The organism is Caulobacter segnis, from assembly GCF_019931575.1.
In the GTDB taxonomy this organism is placed as follows: domain Bacteria; phylum Pseudomonadota; class Alphaproteobacteria; order Caulobacterales; family Caulobacteraceae; genus Caulobacter; species Caulobacter segnis_C.
Window position 1 is genome coordinate 572651 of the sequence record NZ_CP082923.1, and the last position, 12574, is coordinate 585224.

Sequence of the window (12574 nt, forward strand, 5' to 3'; positions counted from 1 at the left end):
GTCAGCCGCGGACGGCGGTGATCTCGACGCCGGCGGCGGCCGCGTGCGGGGCCAAGGCCAGGGGCTTTTCCACCCGCACCCGGGCGCGGGTCACGCGCGGGTCGAAGAAGCAGGCCTGGGCCAGGCGCTCGGCGAAGGTCTCGACCAGGTCGATATGGCCCTCGGCGGCGATGGCGCGGGCGGCCTCGCCGACCATCTCGTAGTTCACGGTGTCGCCCAGGCGCTCGCAGTGGCTGGCGGCCACGTCCAGCTCGACATCGACGACCAGCGGCTGGACCCGGCCGTGCTCGTGGTCGTAGACGCCGATCTGGGCGTCGACCTTCAGGCCGCGGACGAAGACCTTGGTCACGATGATCCGGGCCAGGTCCGGCGCGCCGACGGGGCTGGCGGCGGTGTCGTGAAGCGGAGCTGCGGCCAAGGGGCGGCCTCTCTTAGTTACGGAGCGACGATGTCCGGCGTCTTCCAGCCCAGGTGCTGGCCGCCGTCCACGGCGATCATCTGGCCCGTGACCGACGGCGCGTCAATCAGATAGCGCAGGGCGGCGGCGACCTCGTCCGGCGTGGCCGCGCGTTGCAGCAGCGTCCCGGCCGCCTCGGCCTCGAACTCGCCAGGCGCCTGATGCGTCGAGGGCAGGGTCGGGCCGGGGGCGATGGCGTTGACCCGCACGCGCGGCGCCAGGGCCTGGGCCAGGGTCTGGGTGGCCCACCACAGGCCCGCCTTGGCCAGGGAGTAGCTGAAGAACTGCGGGTTCGGGCGCAGCACCCGCTGGTCGACGATATTGACCACCAGGCCCGGAACGCCGTCGGGCAGCGCGGCCGCGAAGGTCTCGGCCAGCACGATCGGGGCGCGCAGGTTGGTCTCGAGATGCAGGTCCCAGGTCGCGCGGGCCAAGCCGCCGACGCGGTCGTCCTCGAAGGCCGAGGCGCTGTTGACCAGCAGGGTGACAGGACCGATCTCGCCAGCCCCGTCTCGAGAGACCTGCTCGATCAGACCGCGCGTCTGCGCCTCGTCCGAAAGATCGGCGCGAACCAGGACCGCGCGGCGACCCAGGGCCCGCACGGCCGACGCCGTTTCCTCCGCCTCGTCGGCCGAGGCGCGGTGATGGACGGCGACGTCGTAGCCGGCGCGGGCGGCTTCCAGAGCCAGGGCCTGGCCGATCCGGCGCCCCGCGCCGGTGACCAGGGCCGCGCCGCGCGCCGTCCGGGTCATCAGTCGATGCGGCCGAACTCGACGGCGTTCAGGACCAGGATGACGCCCAGGAAGACGGCGATGACGAGGATCGCGAGCATTGGCGCGGCTCCGAAAAGGAAGACAGTGTTCGGCTCGGCTTTAGCCGTCGCGGGGACTGACCGCAAGGCCGGCGCGCGCTACACCAGCGGCCATGCTCTGGCGACGTCGCATCGAACCCTTCACCCGGCCCCTGGTCTACGCCTTCTTCCGCTTCAAGCGCGGCCTGACCCTGGGCGTGCGAGCGGTGGTCACCGACGAGGCCGGCAAGGTCCTCTTGATCCAGCACACCTACATCAAGGGCTGGTACCTGCCCGGCGGCGGGGTCGAGCGCGGCGAGACGGCCGAGATCGCCGTCGTGCGCGAACTGGCCGAGGAGGCCGGCGTGCGGGCGCTGTCGCGTCCCCAGCTGGTCTCGGCCCACAGCAACGAACGGCTGCATCCGGGCGACCACGTGCTGGTCTATCGCGTCGAGGCCTGGGAGGCCTGCGCCTCGGACGCGGCCGGCGAGATCCACGACGTGGGCTGGTTCGACCTGGCGGACCTGCCCGAGGAGACCACCAAGGCGACCCGCCGCCGGATCGCCGAGGCGCTGGGCGGGGCCGAGACCGATCCGATGTGGTGACGCGAGTTTGTTGCGCGTGGCCGTATGGGAAGGCTTCCCACCTGAACGCCGATCATTAAAATGACCGTTTGAAGGGGCCCGCCACGGAGCAGGGCCGCGCGACACATCCAAGGGCAGGAGAACGGCATGCGCGAGTACACCAAGTTCTACATCGACGGCGCCTGGGTCGATCCGGTGACGCCCAAGCCGCTGGACGTCATCAACCCCGCCACCGAAGAGGTCGCCGGCGTGATCTCGCTGGGCTCGGCCGCCGACGTCGACAAGGCCGTCCGCGCCGCCCGCAAGGCGTTCGCGACCTACAGCCAGACCAGCCGCGAGGAGCGCATCGACATCCTCGAGCGCATCATCGCCGAGTACCAGAAGCGCTTCGAGGACATGGCCAAGGCCATCACCGAGGAGATGGGCGCCCCCGCCTGGCTGGCCCAGCGCGCCCAGGCCGCCATGGGCATCGCCCACGTCCAGACCGCCGCCGCCGTGCTCAAGAACTACAAGTTCGAGGAAGACCGGGGCACGACCCGGATCGTCAAGGAGCCGATCGGCGTCTGCGCCTTCATCACGCCGTGGAACTGGCCGGTGAACCAGATCGCCTGCAAGGTCGGTCCGGCCCTGGCCACCGGCTGCACCATGGTGCTCAAACCCTCCGAGATCGCGCCGTTCTCGGGCTATGTCTGGACCGAGATCCTGCACGCCGCCGGCGTGCCGGCCGGGGTCTTCAACCTGGTCAATGGCGACGGCCCCACGGTGGGCGCGGCGCTCAGCAGCCATCCGGAAGTCGACATGGTCTCGTTCACCGGCTCGACCCGCGCCGGCATCGAGGTGGCCAAGAACGCCGCCCCGACCGTCAAGCGCGTGCACCAGGAGCTGGGCGGCAAGAGCCCCAACATCATTCTCGACGACGCCGACTTCGCCCGCGCGGTGGGCGGCGGCGTGGCCTCGGTGATGATGAACTCGGGTCAGTCGTGCAACGCCCCGACCCGCATGCTGGTCCCGGGCCAGCGCATGGACGAGGTGATCGCCATCGCCAAGGCCGCCGCCGAGAGCCACACGGTCGGCGACCCGAACGGCAACCACAAGATGGGCCCGGTGGTCAGCGAGACCCAGTGGAACAAGATCCAGGGCCTGATCCAGAAGGGCATCGACGAGGGCGCCACCCTGGTCACCGGCGGCGTCGGCCGGCCGGAAGGCCTGGACAAGGGCTACTACGTCAAGCCGACCGTCTTCGCCAACGTCACAAACGAGATGACCATCGCCAAGGAGGAGATCTTCGGCCCGGTGGTCTCGATCCTGGGCTACGACACGGTCGAGGAAGCCGTCACCGTCGGCAACGACACCGAGTACGGCCTGGCGGCCTATGTCTCGGGGACGGATCCGGAAGGCGTCCGCGCGGTGGCTTCGAAACTGCGCGCCGGCCAGGTGAACCTGAACGGCGCCAGCCCCGACCTGATGGCCCCCTTCGGCGGCTACAAGATGAGCGGCAACGGCCGCGAGTGGGGGGATCACGCGTTCGGGGAGTTCCTCGAGACGAAGGCGATCCTGGGCTACTCGGCGAAGGTGGCGGCGGAGTAGGGGTGCACTCGCATTGAGTTGGAAGTCTGAGAGGGCGGAGCTGGGAGGCTCCGCCTTTTTCTAGAACGGTCGCGAACTCAAATCGAGCACACGTCTATGGTGAAGCTGCGCCTTTCTCTCTACCCTTCGTGTATCAGATGGGAGGGGGCCATGCTCAAATACATGTTCGTTGCTGTATGCGCACTCGGGCTGACAGCCTGCGCGAGCACGCAATCCGTGATGCCACGTGTTGATATTGTCGATCGTCCAGAACTAGGTGGCCTGGCTCAAGCTGAGCTAGGTGACACGATTGTCGAAAAAGGAAAAATCACCACCTACGACGGCCTGGCCTTGAAAAATGAAGTCACTTGGGGTGATGGATTTATTCTCAAGAAATTTACAATTTCTCCAGGACGCCTCCGCGCAAGGCAGTCCGATAGCTCTTTTACGTATTATTATTCTGATAAAATGACGACGTACGATGCGATATTGGGAACGTCGCCCTACGCTGCTGGCGGTCTTTGCGTGAAGAAGAATGATCCCAGTTATGTGCGAGGGTTCTTCCAGACTGGAAAGTGCAAAAATAACTTCAAGCCGGCACCCGAAGTTTCTGTCACGCGAGTGATAGATTTGGACGCTCCAAATTTTAGGCAAGAGCTGATATACAATGGGAAGTCCGACAATACTTTGAAATTTTTATACCGCGAATTCTCTGGTGACTATGCAAGGCCTTCATTCTCCCAAGATGTTCAATATGATCTAAAAGACGGGAATACGATTGGTTTCAAAGGTGTGAGGATCGAGGTCGTTGAAGCCTCCAATACACGACTGTCGTATCGCCTGATTTCATCCTTTCCGGACCCTCGGAATTAACCGACAGTGTTATCGGCGACGACCTCCCGAGGGCGGTGCTAACCTTACATCTCTCGAAGGCAGCAGCGTGCCGGACTGACCAGGTCAGTCAAGGACCGCTCTCCGAGCGGCCGCTCCGCGGCGGCGAAGCCGTCCTTGAGTGACCTGGACAGCCCGGCGATCGTCTCGCCGTGAGATGTAAGGAGGACTCCCTTCCTGGCGGAAGGTCGTTTTCAAGCGAGGCCACGCCCACCGAAACCCTCTCTCATGGAGAGAGGGAGGGGCCCGCGCCGCAGGCGTGGGAGGGTGAGTGGGTAGGCGAAGCCCGTGGGTGATCTTGGCGCGGGTCGGGGAGGCAGTGCCGGCACGCCGGCTGGCGGTGTAACCCCTCACCCTCCCATCGCCGTGCGATGGGCCCCTCCCTCTCTCTCAGAGAGAGGGGTATGGTGCTACCCATGACCACCACCCCACCCGACGAGACCCCGATCCAGCGGGCCCTGCGCCTGAAGCAGGCCGCCCTCGACGCGCGGCCCAAGCCGCCGCGTGGCGGCAAGTTCCAGCGCCAGCGGGCCGCCGCCGCCGCGACGGGCTCCTCCAAGCCGTGGATGGCGCGCTGATGGCCGGGCTCAAGGACAAGCGCGGCTTCATCGACAAGGACCGCCTGGACCTCAGCGAGCGCCAGGCCGTCGAGTACTGGATGAAGCGCTGGGGCGTCACCCGCGACCAGATCACCGCCGCCCACCGCAAGGTCGGCCGCATGACCAAGGACATCGCCGCGGAGCTCGGTAAGAAGCGCTGAGCCGCGCGGCGTTTCCGCCGGGATCCGCCGCCGTCCCTTGCCCTGGCTCCCGCGCCCGTGCAGCGTCGCTGGGCGACTCACGGAGCGGTTGATGAGCACGGACTGGAGCGGCGGCTATGCGGTGGAGACCGGCTACACCTATCATACCTATTCCGAGCTGAACCCGGTCCGCGCGGCTCTGCCGCTGCTGCTGAAGGGCGTGCGGGCGCCGAAGATCGAGACGGCGTGCGAGCTGGGCTTCGGCCAGGGCTGCTCGGCGGCGGTCCACGCCGCGACTCAGGCCGACGTCGACTGGTGGGGGTGCGATTTCGCCCCCGCCCAGGCGGTCTTCGCCCGCGACCTGGTCGCCGCCAGCGGCGCGCGGGCGACGTTCACCGACGACTCGTTCGAGGAGTTCGCCGCCCGGCCCGACCTGCCCGACTTCGACTTCATCTCGCTGCACGGCATCTGGAGCTGGGTCAACGACGAGACGCGGGCCGGGATCGTCGCGTTCCTGCGCAAGAAGCTGAAGCCCGGCGGCGTCGCCTACATCTCCTACAACACCCAGCCCGGCTGGGCCGTGGCCGCGCCGCTGCGCCACCTGATGAAGCGCCACATCGACACCCTGGGCGCGCCGGGCCTGGGGGACGCGGCCAACCTGGAGGGGGCGCTGTCGACGATGCAGCGCTTCTTCGACCTGGACCCGGTCTATTCGCGGCTGAACCCCGCCGTGACCGAGCGGCTGCAGGGCCTGCTGCGCCAGGACCGGACCTATCTGGTCCACGAATATCTGAACGACCACTGGACCCCGATGTGGTTCGCCGAGGTCGAGCGCCTGCTGGACGCGGCCAAGCTGTCGTTCGGGGCCTCGGCCTGGATGGCCGACCATCTGGAGGGGCTGAACCTGTCGGGCGACATGGCCGCCTTCCTGCGCGAGCTGCCGGATCCCTCGCTGCGCGAGACCTTCCGCGACGTGGCGGTGCAGGCCCAGTTCCGGCGCGACTACTGGCTGCGCGGGGCCCGGCCGCTGAGCGCCGCCGAGCAGGGCCGGGCGCTGCGCGACGTGCGGGTGGTGCTGGCCAAGCCCGTGGCCCAGCGACCGGGCAAGGCCAACGGGGTGTTCGCCGAGACGGGGCTGAACGGGGCGCTGTACGACGCGATCTACGACGTGATGGGCGACTACCAGCCCCGGACGGTCGGCGAGCTGGAGGCGGCCCTGCCCGCCGGCGTGGCCTTCTCGGACCTGACCACCGGGCTGGTGGCGCTGACCAGCCAGGGCGCCCTGGCGCCGGCCCAGGCGGCCGACGCGGCGGCGCGCGCGACCGGCTCGGCCCGGGCCCTGAACCAGGCGCTGGCCCAGCGGGCGGCGGACTCCGACGACCTGGGCTTCCTGGCCGCGCCCGTCACCGGCGGCGCGATCAGCGTCTCGCGCTTCCAGCAGCTGTTCTGGCTGGCGCTGCAGGAGGGCGGCGGCGGGCCGGCCGAATGGGCCCGGTTCGCGGCCGATGTCCTGGCCCGTCAGGCTCAGACCCTGGTGGCCGACGGCGCGGCCCTGGCCCCCGACGCGGCCCTGGCGATGCTGGAGGCCCAGGCCGGCGCCTTCGCCGAGACCGAACTGCCGCACTGGCGGGGCCTGGGGATCGCCTGACCCTCGGAGAGGGAGAGGGCGGCTTAGCGGATGTTCGTGGGGCCGTCGGCCTCTTCGGCCGGCGAGACGACGTGAAGCAGGTGGTTGCGGCCCAGCGGCGTGATCTCCCAGCCGCCGCCGCCATGGCGCGCCAGGCCCAGGGCGGTCAGGGCCTGGGCGGCGGCGATGTTGACGAAGGTCGACGTCTGGCCCGGCTGGCGTTCGGCTAGGTTCAGCAGGGTCTGCAGATGCTGGGCGGACAGGGTCTGGGCTTTGCCGGGAGGCTGGGTCATGTCCGTCCGATGCGGGTTGCGATCGAAGCCGCCGATCGGCGCCTGGGAAAGCCGCCAGGTCGACATGAACCCCGCACCCTAACACGGGACACCCCGTCGTGTGCGGCAATGCTCGCCTTGCCGCGGGGAAAGGCGCATGGTCGCGCCATCGCCGTCGGGCGCGCGCCGTCCCGGTCGAGCGCGGCCGATGCGGCGCCGACCAGATCGCGCCCTTCCATGTTCGCCGTCCATCCATGACCGCTCGGGAAGACAGCCTGTTCGGGCCGCACGACTACGAGATCGTCTACGGCTGGTCGACGCGTTCGCTGGAGGTGACGATCTCGGCCCGCTCCGGCCCGTCGCTGTGTCGCGGCGACGTCTGCACGATCAGCGGCCAGGACGGCGGCTACTGCAAGGACTTCGTCGTCATCGAGGTGAAATGGCGTGGCGAGCTGTGGTCCGCGCGCTGCGTCGGGGCGGGCGAAGAGTTGTTCTGAGGAAAACTCAAATATCCGCGCAAAAGGGCGTCGTGAATTTCACGATGAACCTGCTTTTCAAGGCAAAGAAAAATGCGGTTCGAAATCGTCATTTTATTTTATCGGGCGCCGACTTTGTTTTTGTGTTAACCCTCTGGAATGCGTGAAATTACCGACCGTACAGTCCTCACCGTCCTCCGTCGCGACGGAGGGTGGAGCGTCGAGCAGGACGGCGACTATTTCGGCCAGTCGCCCGACAAGGAGGTGGCCAAGGCCGCCGCGCACCGGCGGGCCGCCAGCCTGCACCAGTCCGGCCGGCCCTGTCAGATCCGCGTCACCGGCGAACATGGCTTCCGGGGGCGCGCGCTGTGAGCAAGGACGTGAAGCTGAAACCGCCCGTGTCGCCCGCCGTCCTGTTCCGGGGGCGCATCGAGGCCGCGATCGGCGAGGGCGTCTCGGTGGAGGCCATGGTCCTGCGGCTGACCCTCAATGACGGCCGCCGCCTGCGGCGAGACGACAACGTGCCGCTGGACCAGATCAGCTATCTGGGCGGCCAGATGCATTTCCTGGGCGTCCGGGTGATGGAAGGCGGCGTCGACGTCAGCGTGCTGGAGCGCGTCGAACCCACCTGAGGGCGACCCCCGAGGGCGACCCAACGGCAACCTTGCCGCGCCTCTGGTTTCCGCTACCGTCAGCTCCAACAGAACAATGATAATCTGAGGGAGTGAGACCATGACGCCGCCAGACGGCGCGTCGCCCTCGCGCGACGTATCCAGCGTTCCGTTCAAGCCCCTGGCCATGAAGGGCCCGGACGTCAGCGTCGAGCGGCGGGCCGACGGCTCGATCGTCATCACCTCGAACCACACCCCCGGCGAGGGGCCCGTCTCGATCGCCGACCTCCTGGCCCGCAAGGCCGCCGAGCATCCGGACCGGCCTTACATCAAGCAGCGCGAGCCGGGTCACGGCCCCTGGCGCGGCGTCACCTACGGCCAGGCCCTGCGGGCGGTCGAGGGCGTCGCCCAATGGCTGCTGGACCAGGGCCTGACCGAGGCCGACAGCGTCATGATCCTGTCGGGCAACTCGATCGAGCACGCCCTGATGACCCTGGGAGCCTACACCGCCGGCGTCCCGGCCGCGCCGATCAGCCCGGCCTACAGCCTGATCTCGACCGACCACGCCAAGCTGAGGCACTGCTTCGAGAAGGTCGCGCCCCGCGTCGTCTTCGCCCAGAGCGGCGCCCTGTTCGCCAAGGCGTTGGAGACCCTGAAGGCCATCGACCTCACGATCGCGGTGATCACGGCGGATGGAGCCGACGGAACGATCGCCTTCGCCGACGTGGCCGCGACCGAGCCTACGGCGGCCGTGGCGGTGTCGCGCGGGGCGCTGGGCCCGGCGACCGTGGCCAAGTACCTGTTCACCTCCGGCTCGACCGGCCTGCCCAAGGCCGTGCCCCAGACCCACGGCATGATGGCCGGGGTGATCGCCGGCCAGGAGGGCATCCGCACCGACGCGCCCGATCCCGACGAGGTCCCCCAAAGCCTGGAATGGATGCCCTGGAGCCACATCTCGGCCGGCAACATCAGCTTCAACGGGGTGCTGTGGGCCGGCGGCACCCTGCACATCGACGAGGGCAAGCCGCTGCCGGGCATGTTCGAGACGACGATCAAGAACCTCTACGAGGTCTCGCCGATCGTGTTCGGCTCGGCCCCGATCGCGTTCTCGATGCTGGCCGAGGCGATGGAGAACGATCCGGCCCTGCGGCGCTCGTTCTTCAAGAACCTGCGCTACATGGGCTATGGCGGCGCGACCCTGTCCAACGACGTCTATGAGCGCATACAGGCGCTGGCGGTGGCCGAGACCGGCCAGCGCATCCCGCTGACCACCATGTACGGCGCCACCGAGACGCAAGGCATCACGGTCACCCACTGGATCACCGAGCGGGTCGGACTGGTCGGGCTTCCCTTGCCGGGCATCCAGCTGAAACTCGCTCCCAGCGGCTCGAAGTACGAGGTCCGGGTCAAGGGGCCGACCGTGGCGGCCGGCTACCACAAGGATCCGGAGCGCACGGCGGCGGCCTTCGACGAGGAGGGCTTCTACCGCCTGGGCGACGCGGCGCGGTTCGTCGATCCGGAGGACCCGGCCAAGGGCCTGGTGTTCGACGGCCGGGTGACCGAGGACTTCAAGCTGGACAGCGGCACCTGGGTCAGCGTCGGCGTGCTGCGGCCCGACATCGTCGCCGCCTGCAGCCCCTACATCCACGACGCGGTGATCACCGGCCAGGACAAGCCGTTCATCGGCGCGATGCTGTGGCCCTCGCCGGCCGGGCTCCAGGCGCTGGTCGCCGATCCGGGGCCGGGGACGCCGCTGGAGAAGCTGGTGGCGATCCTGCGCGAGCGGCTGGGCGCCTTCAACGCCGTGGCCGGCGGCTCGTCGCGCCGCGTGGGCCGCTTCACCATCCTGACCGAGCCGCCCTCGATCGACGCGGGCGAGATCACCGACAAGGGCTACGTCAACCAGCGGGCGACGCTGGAGCGGCGGGCCGAGCGGGTGGAGGCGATCTACGCCAAGGCGCCGGGCGAGGGGATCTTCCCGGTCTAGGTCACCAGGAGAGACCGCCGCGCACCAGAACGGCGGTCTTGTCCGACATGCCGAAGGCCATCAACTCGGGCGGCTTGGCCGGCGGCGCCTTGGCCATCACCGGCCAGCCCTCATGATATTCCAGCGCCGCGACCTCGACCTTGCCGGTCCCCGAGGTGGTGAAGCTCAGCGTCACGCCGTTCGGGTCAGGGGCGTGATAGGTCACGCTGGACCACTTGCCGGCCTCGGTCGCCAGGGTGATCGGCCGGCCGTTCAGGCGCGGCTGGCTGAGCGGCGCGGTGGGGCGCAGGCGCAGGGTGACCGTCTCGGCGCCAGGGGCGGGGATCAGGCGGACCAGTAGGCGATCCTCGGCGCGATCGACGGTCAGTTGCGGCGCGGGGACCGGAACGGCGCGGGTTTCCGACATCCACACGGGCTTGGACCAGAACGGAGCCAGGGCCTGCTGCTTGGGCGCGGAGCCGCCATCGTCGGGCAGGACCCGGCGGGTCCAGGCGTCGAGCCGGGCCTGGTCGGCGACGCGCCAAGCCTCACCGGACGACAGGTCGGCCACATGCACGGCCTGGGTGATGGCCGGACGGCCGGGCTCGCCGCCCGGGCGCGCGGCGCTGGCGGTCAGGGCGATCCCGGCCACGGCCAGGACGCCGGCGGCCCGCCAGGCCCAGCGGGTGGCGGCGAAGTCATGGACCAGGGGCGACAGGGCCGGGGCGGCCAGCATGACGAACAGGGCCATGATCGCCGGCTCGGTCAGGCCGATCCCGGCGAAGGTCCAGGCCCCCCAGGCGGTGAGCTGGGCGGTCGCCAGCACGGCCAGGAGGCCGACAGCGAAAGTCAAAGCGAGCGCGACCCGCTTGTCCCGCGTCCCGCCGACGCCGATGACCAGGGCCGCGCCGACGGCGGCGACCAGCAGCGGCCAGGTCAGCATCACCGTCGCGCCGGGGGCCAGGACTTGCGCGGCCGTGGCCAGCAGCAGCAGTACGATCATCCCGCCGATCCAGGCCCCCAGCACGCCGGTGCGGAAGCCCAGGGCCAGGGCGGCGAACACGCAGGCCGCGACGCCCAGGCCGAGGCCCACGGGATCGAAGCCGCCGGCCAGGCTGCACGCCCCGCCCAGGGCCAGGCCGACGACGCCGGGAATGATCCGGCTGGCCCCGCGCGCCTGGGCCGTGGCCACGCCCAGGCCGGCGGCGACGGCGAGCAGGCCCGCGCCCCACAGCAGGTGGTCGAAGCGGACCAGCAGGCCGTAGTAGCGCTGGACGTCCTGGATCATCAGGGCGCGGCCGGCCAGGTGCAGGACCAGGGCGGCGCTGGTGGCGATCAGCAGCAGGCCCCCTGCGCCCCGGGCGATCTCCCAGCCGCTGGCCGCGCCGGCCGCCAGGGTGCGCCAGGCGGTGAAGACGATCAGCAGGGCGGCCAGGCCCAGCAGCGCCCAGCCGACCACGGGCGGATAGCTGATCAGGGTCAGGCTCAGCAGGTCGGAATAGATGGCGTTCTCGGTCCGGGCCGGCAGCGTCGGCGCGTCGGCCAGGGCTCGGACGGTCGGCAAGGCCTGGTCGCCGATGTGCTGCAGGCTGCCCCGCTCCAGATGTTCGGGCCGGGCCAGCGGCGTGTGATAGCCCAGCTGGTCGTCGATGAAGGCCAGGTTCAGCCCGGGCAGGCCCCGCTTCACCGCGTGGGTGAAGTCGGTGTCGTTGGGCATCTTCTCATAGACCGTCGAGGCCATCGAATTGGCCGACGGTCCCTTGGCTGAGCGGGCGAAGACGCCGATCAGCGCGCCGTTGCCGGGGCCGGTCTGGAACATGGCCGCGCGGCCGGCGTCGCCCCGGGCCTCCATGTTCACGACCACGCCGACCCGCTCCAGCATCGGGTCGCGGTTGAAGAAGGCGTCGGCCCCCAGCAGGCCCGGCTCCTCGGCGTCGGTGAACAGGAAGATGACGTCGCGGGCGTGGGGCCCATCGGCCTTCAGGGCGCGGGCCATCTCGAGAGCGGCGGCGACGCCGGTCGAGTCGTCGGCCGCGCCGGGCGAGTTGGGGACCGAGTCGTAGTGGCTCATCACCAGGATGGCCGGCAGGGTGCGGTCCTTGCCGGGCAGCACGCCGACCAGGTTCTGCACCGCCGCCACGCCCAGGGCCCGCCCGTCCTTGGAATAGGGGCGGAAGCCCTCGCCCGGACGCACCGAGACCTCCAGGCCCAGGGCGTTGATCCGCGCCAGCAGGTGGTCGCGGACCCGGACGATCTCGGCCGAGCCGGTCGGGTGGGGCGTCCTGGCGATGGCGGCGACGTCGGCCATGGCGCGGTCGGCCGAGAAGGCCGTCGCCCGCGCGCCGGCGGGAACTGGAGCGGGCGGCCGCTGGCTCCAGACGCCCAGCGCCAGGCCCAGGACCAGGCAGATCCAGAAACCGAGGAAGCGGATCGTCTTCATCGGGCGTGCCTCCGGCGCGACAGCGAATCCCCCAGGGACATGCTGAGGTGATGCGCGCCGATCGGAAACCCCCGGCGTGGGGCCTGGAGCGCTTCGTCCACGGAAAAGGGCGACCCGGTCGCCCGGATCGCCCTTCCCCTCTTCCGAAAGCCGGC

At 69.6% G+C, this 12574-nt stretch carries 15 protein-coding genes; 10 read left to right on the forward strand and 5 right to left on the reverse strand.

The window, feature by feature from the left end; genetic code table 11:
- Position 1: 1 nt before the first annotated feature.
- From folB to K8940_RS02685, 3 genes are read right to left on the reverse strand one after another with little or no spacing between them, the layout of a single operon-like run.
- Positions 2–418: a dihydroneopterin aldolase gene (gene folB, locus K8940_RS02675; RefSeq protein ID WP_223393004.1), complete on the reverse strand. Its 417-nt coding sequence runs from the start codon at positions 416–418 to the stop codon at positions 2–4.
- 17 nt (positions 419–435) lie between these two features.
- Positions 436–1209 (reverse strand): SDR family oxidoreductase, encoded by a 774-nt coding sequence (locus K8940_RS02680; protein ID WP_223393005.1) that lies wholly within the window; start codon positions 1207–1209, stop codon positions 436–438.
- Entirely contained in the window at positions 1209–1355 is a 147-nt protein-coding gene (locus K8940_RS02685; protein WP_223393006.1) for a hypothetical protein, read from the reverse strand. Before K8940_RS02685 ends, K8940_RS02680 begins: the two co-directional genes overlap by 1 nt.
- A 26-nt stretch (positions 1356–1381) precedes the next feature.
- Between K8940_RS02685 and K8940_RS02690 the strand changes: the two genes are divergently transcribed.
- The 6 genes from K8940_RS02690 to K8940_RS02715 all read left to right on the forward strand — a co-directional run bounded on the left by K8940_RS02690 (position 1382) and on the right by K8940_RS02715 (position 6675).
- Positions 1382–1852 (forward strand): NUDIX domain-containing protein, encoded by a 471-nt coding sequence (locus K8940_RS02690; protein ID WP_223393007.1) that lies wholly within the window; start codon positions 1382–1384, stop codon positions 1850–1852.
- A 126-nt stretch (positions 1853–1978) separates the two neighbouring features.
- Complete coding sequence (locus K8940_RS02695; protein ID WP_223393008.1) at positions 1979–3418, forward strand: aldehyde dehydrogenase family protein; 1440 nt, start codon at positions 1979–1981, stop codon at positions 3416–3418.
- A gap of 150 nt (positions 3419–3568) precedes the next feature.
- A complete protein-coding gene (locus K8940_RS02700) occupies positions 3569–4270 on the forward strand; it encodes a hypothetical protein (RefSeq protein ID WP_223393009.1) in 702 nt (233 codons plus the stop codon).
- Positions 4271–4704: 434 nt separating this feature from the next.
- The gene (locus tag K8940_RS02705) at positions 4705–4866 is read left to right on the forward strand and encodes a hypothetical protein (protein ID WP_223393010.1); all 162 of its coding nucleotides are present in this window, start codon (positions 4705–4707) and stop codon (positions 4864–4866) included.
- Positions 4866–5048: a DUF3606 domain-containing protein gene (locus tag K8940_RS02710; RefSeq protein WP_047413801.1), complete on the forward strand. Its 183-nt coding sequence runs from the start codon at positions 4866–4868 to the stop codon at positions 5046–5048. Before K8940_RS02705 ends, K8940_RS02710 begins: the two co-directional genes overlap by 1 nt.
- Before the next feature lie 91 nt (positions 5049–5139).
- Complete coding sequence (locus K8940_RS02715; RefSeq protein ID WP_223393011.1) at positions 5140–6675, forward strand: class I SAM-dependent methyltransferase; 1536 nt, start codon at positions 5140–5142, stop codon at positions 6673–6675.
- Between the two features lie 23 nt (positions 6676–6698).
- On the opposite strand, the gene K8940_RS02720 is transcribed toward K8940_RS02715, so the two are convergent.
- Positions 6699–7013 (reverse strand): hypothetical protein, encoded by a 315-nt coding sequence (locus K8940_RS02720; protein WP_223393012.1) that lies wholly within the window; start codon positions 7011–7013, stop codon positions 6699–6701.
- Between the two features lie 167 nt (positions 7014–7180).
- Here K8940_RS02720 and K8940_RS02725 point away from each other — a divergent pair, with 167 nt between their 5' ends.
- The 4 genes from K8940_RS02725 to K8940_RS02740 all read left to right on the forward strand — a co-directional run bounded on the left by K8940_RS02725 (position 7181) and on the right by K8940_RS02740 (position 10000).
- On the forward strand, positions 7181–7423 hold the full coding sequence (locus K8940_RS02725) for a hypothetical protein (protein ID WP_223393013.1): 243 nt from the start codon (positions 7181–7183) through the stop codon (positions 7421–7423).
- A 138-nt stretch (positions 7424–7561) separates the two neighbouring features.
- Positions 7562–7774, forward strand: a complete 213-nt coding sequence (locus K8940_RS02730; RefSeq protein WP_223393014.1) for a hypothetical protein — start codon at positions 7562–7564, stop codon at positions 7772–7774.
- On the forward strand, positions 7771–8034 hold the full coding sequence (locus K8940_RS02735; RefSeq protein WP_223393015.1) for a hypothetical protein: 264 nt from the start codon (positions 7771–7773) through the stop codon (positions 8032–8034). The genes K8940_RS02730 and K8940_RS02735 overlap by 4 nt, the downstream gene beginning before the upstream one ends.
- Positions 8035–8134: 100 nt before the next feature.
- Positions 8135–10000: an AMP-binding protein gene (locus K8940_RS02740; protein WP_223393016.1), complete on the forward strand. Its 1866-nt coding sequence runs from the start codon at positions 8135–8137 to the stop codon at positions 9998–10000.
- A 1-nt stretch (position 10001) separates the two neighbouring features.
- On the opposite strand, the gene K8940_RS02745 is transcribed toward K8940_RS02740, so the two are convergent.
- Positions 10002–12419, reverse strand: a complete 2418-nt coding sequence (locus tag K8940_RS02745) for a M28 family metallopeptidase (protein WP_223393017.1) — start codon at positions 12417–12419, stop codon at positions 10002–10004.
- Positions 12420–12574 lie beyond the last annotated feature (155 nt).

Bases quoted from the DNA above. Each gene is read 5' to 3' on its own strand.
- K8940_RS02680 (WP_223393005.1), bottom strand. From the start codon at position 1,209: ATGACCCGGACGGCGCGCGGCGCGGCCCTGGTCACCGGCGCGGGGCGC.
- K8940_RS02690 (WP_223393007.1), top strand. From the start codon at position 1,382: ATGCTCTGGCGACGTCGCATCGAACCCTTCACCCGGCCCCTGGTCTAC.
- K8940_RS02695 (WP_223393008.1), top strand. From the start codon at position 1,979: ATGCGCGAGTACACCAAGTTCTACATCGACGGCGCCTGGGTCGATCCG.
- K8940_RS02700 (WP_223393009.1), top strand. From the start codon at position 3,569: ATGCTCAAATACATGTTCGTTGCTGTATGCGCACTCGGGCTGACAGCC.
- K8940_RS02705 (WP_223393010.1), top strand. From the start codon at position 4,705: ATGACCACCACCCCACCCGACGAGACCCCGATCCAGCGGGCCCTGCGC.
- K8940_RS02710 (WP_047413801.1), top strand. From the start codon at position 4,866: ATGGCCGGGCTCAAGGACAAGCGCGGCTTCATCGACAAGGACCGCCTG.
- K8940_RS02715 (WP_223393011.1), top strand. From the start codon at position 5,140: ATGAGCACGGACTGGAGCGGCGGCTATGCGGTGGAGACCGGCTACACC.
- K8940_RS02720 (WP_223393012.1), bottom strand. From the start codon at position 7,013: ATGTCGACCTGGCGGCTTTCCCAGGCGCCGATCGGCGGCTTCGATCGC.
- K8940_RS02725 (WP_223393013.1), top strand. From the start codon at position 7,181: ATGACCGCTCGGGAAGACAGCCTGTTCGGGCCGCACGACTACGAGATC.
- K8940_RS02730 (WP_223393014.1), top strand. From the start codon at position 7,562: ATGCGTGAAATTACCGACCGTACAGTCCTCACCGTCCTCCGTCGCGAC.
- K8940_RS02740 (WP_223393016.1), top strand. From the start codon at position 8,135: ATGACGCCGCCAGACGGCGCGTCGCCCTCGCGCGACGTATCCAGCGTT.
- K8940_RS02745 (WP_223393017.1), bottom strand. From the start codon at position 12,419: ATGAAGACGATCCGCTTCCTCGGTTTCTGGATCTGCCTGGTCCTGGGC.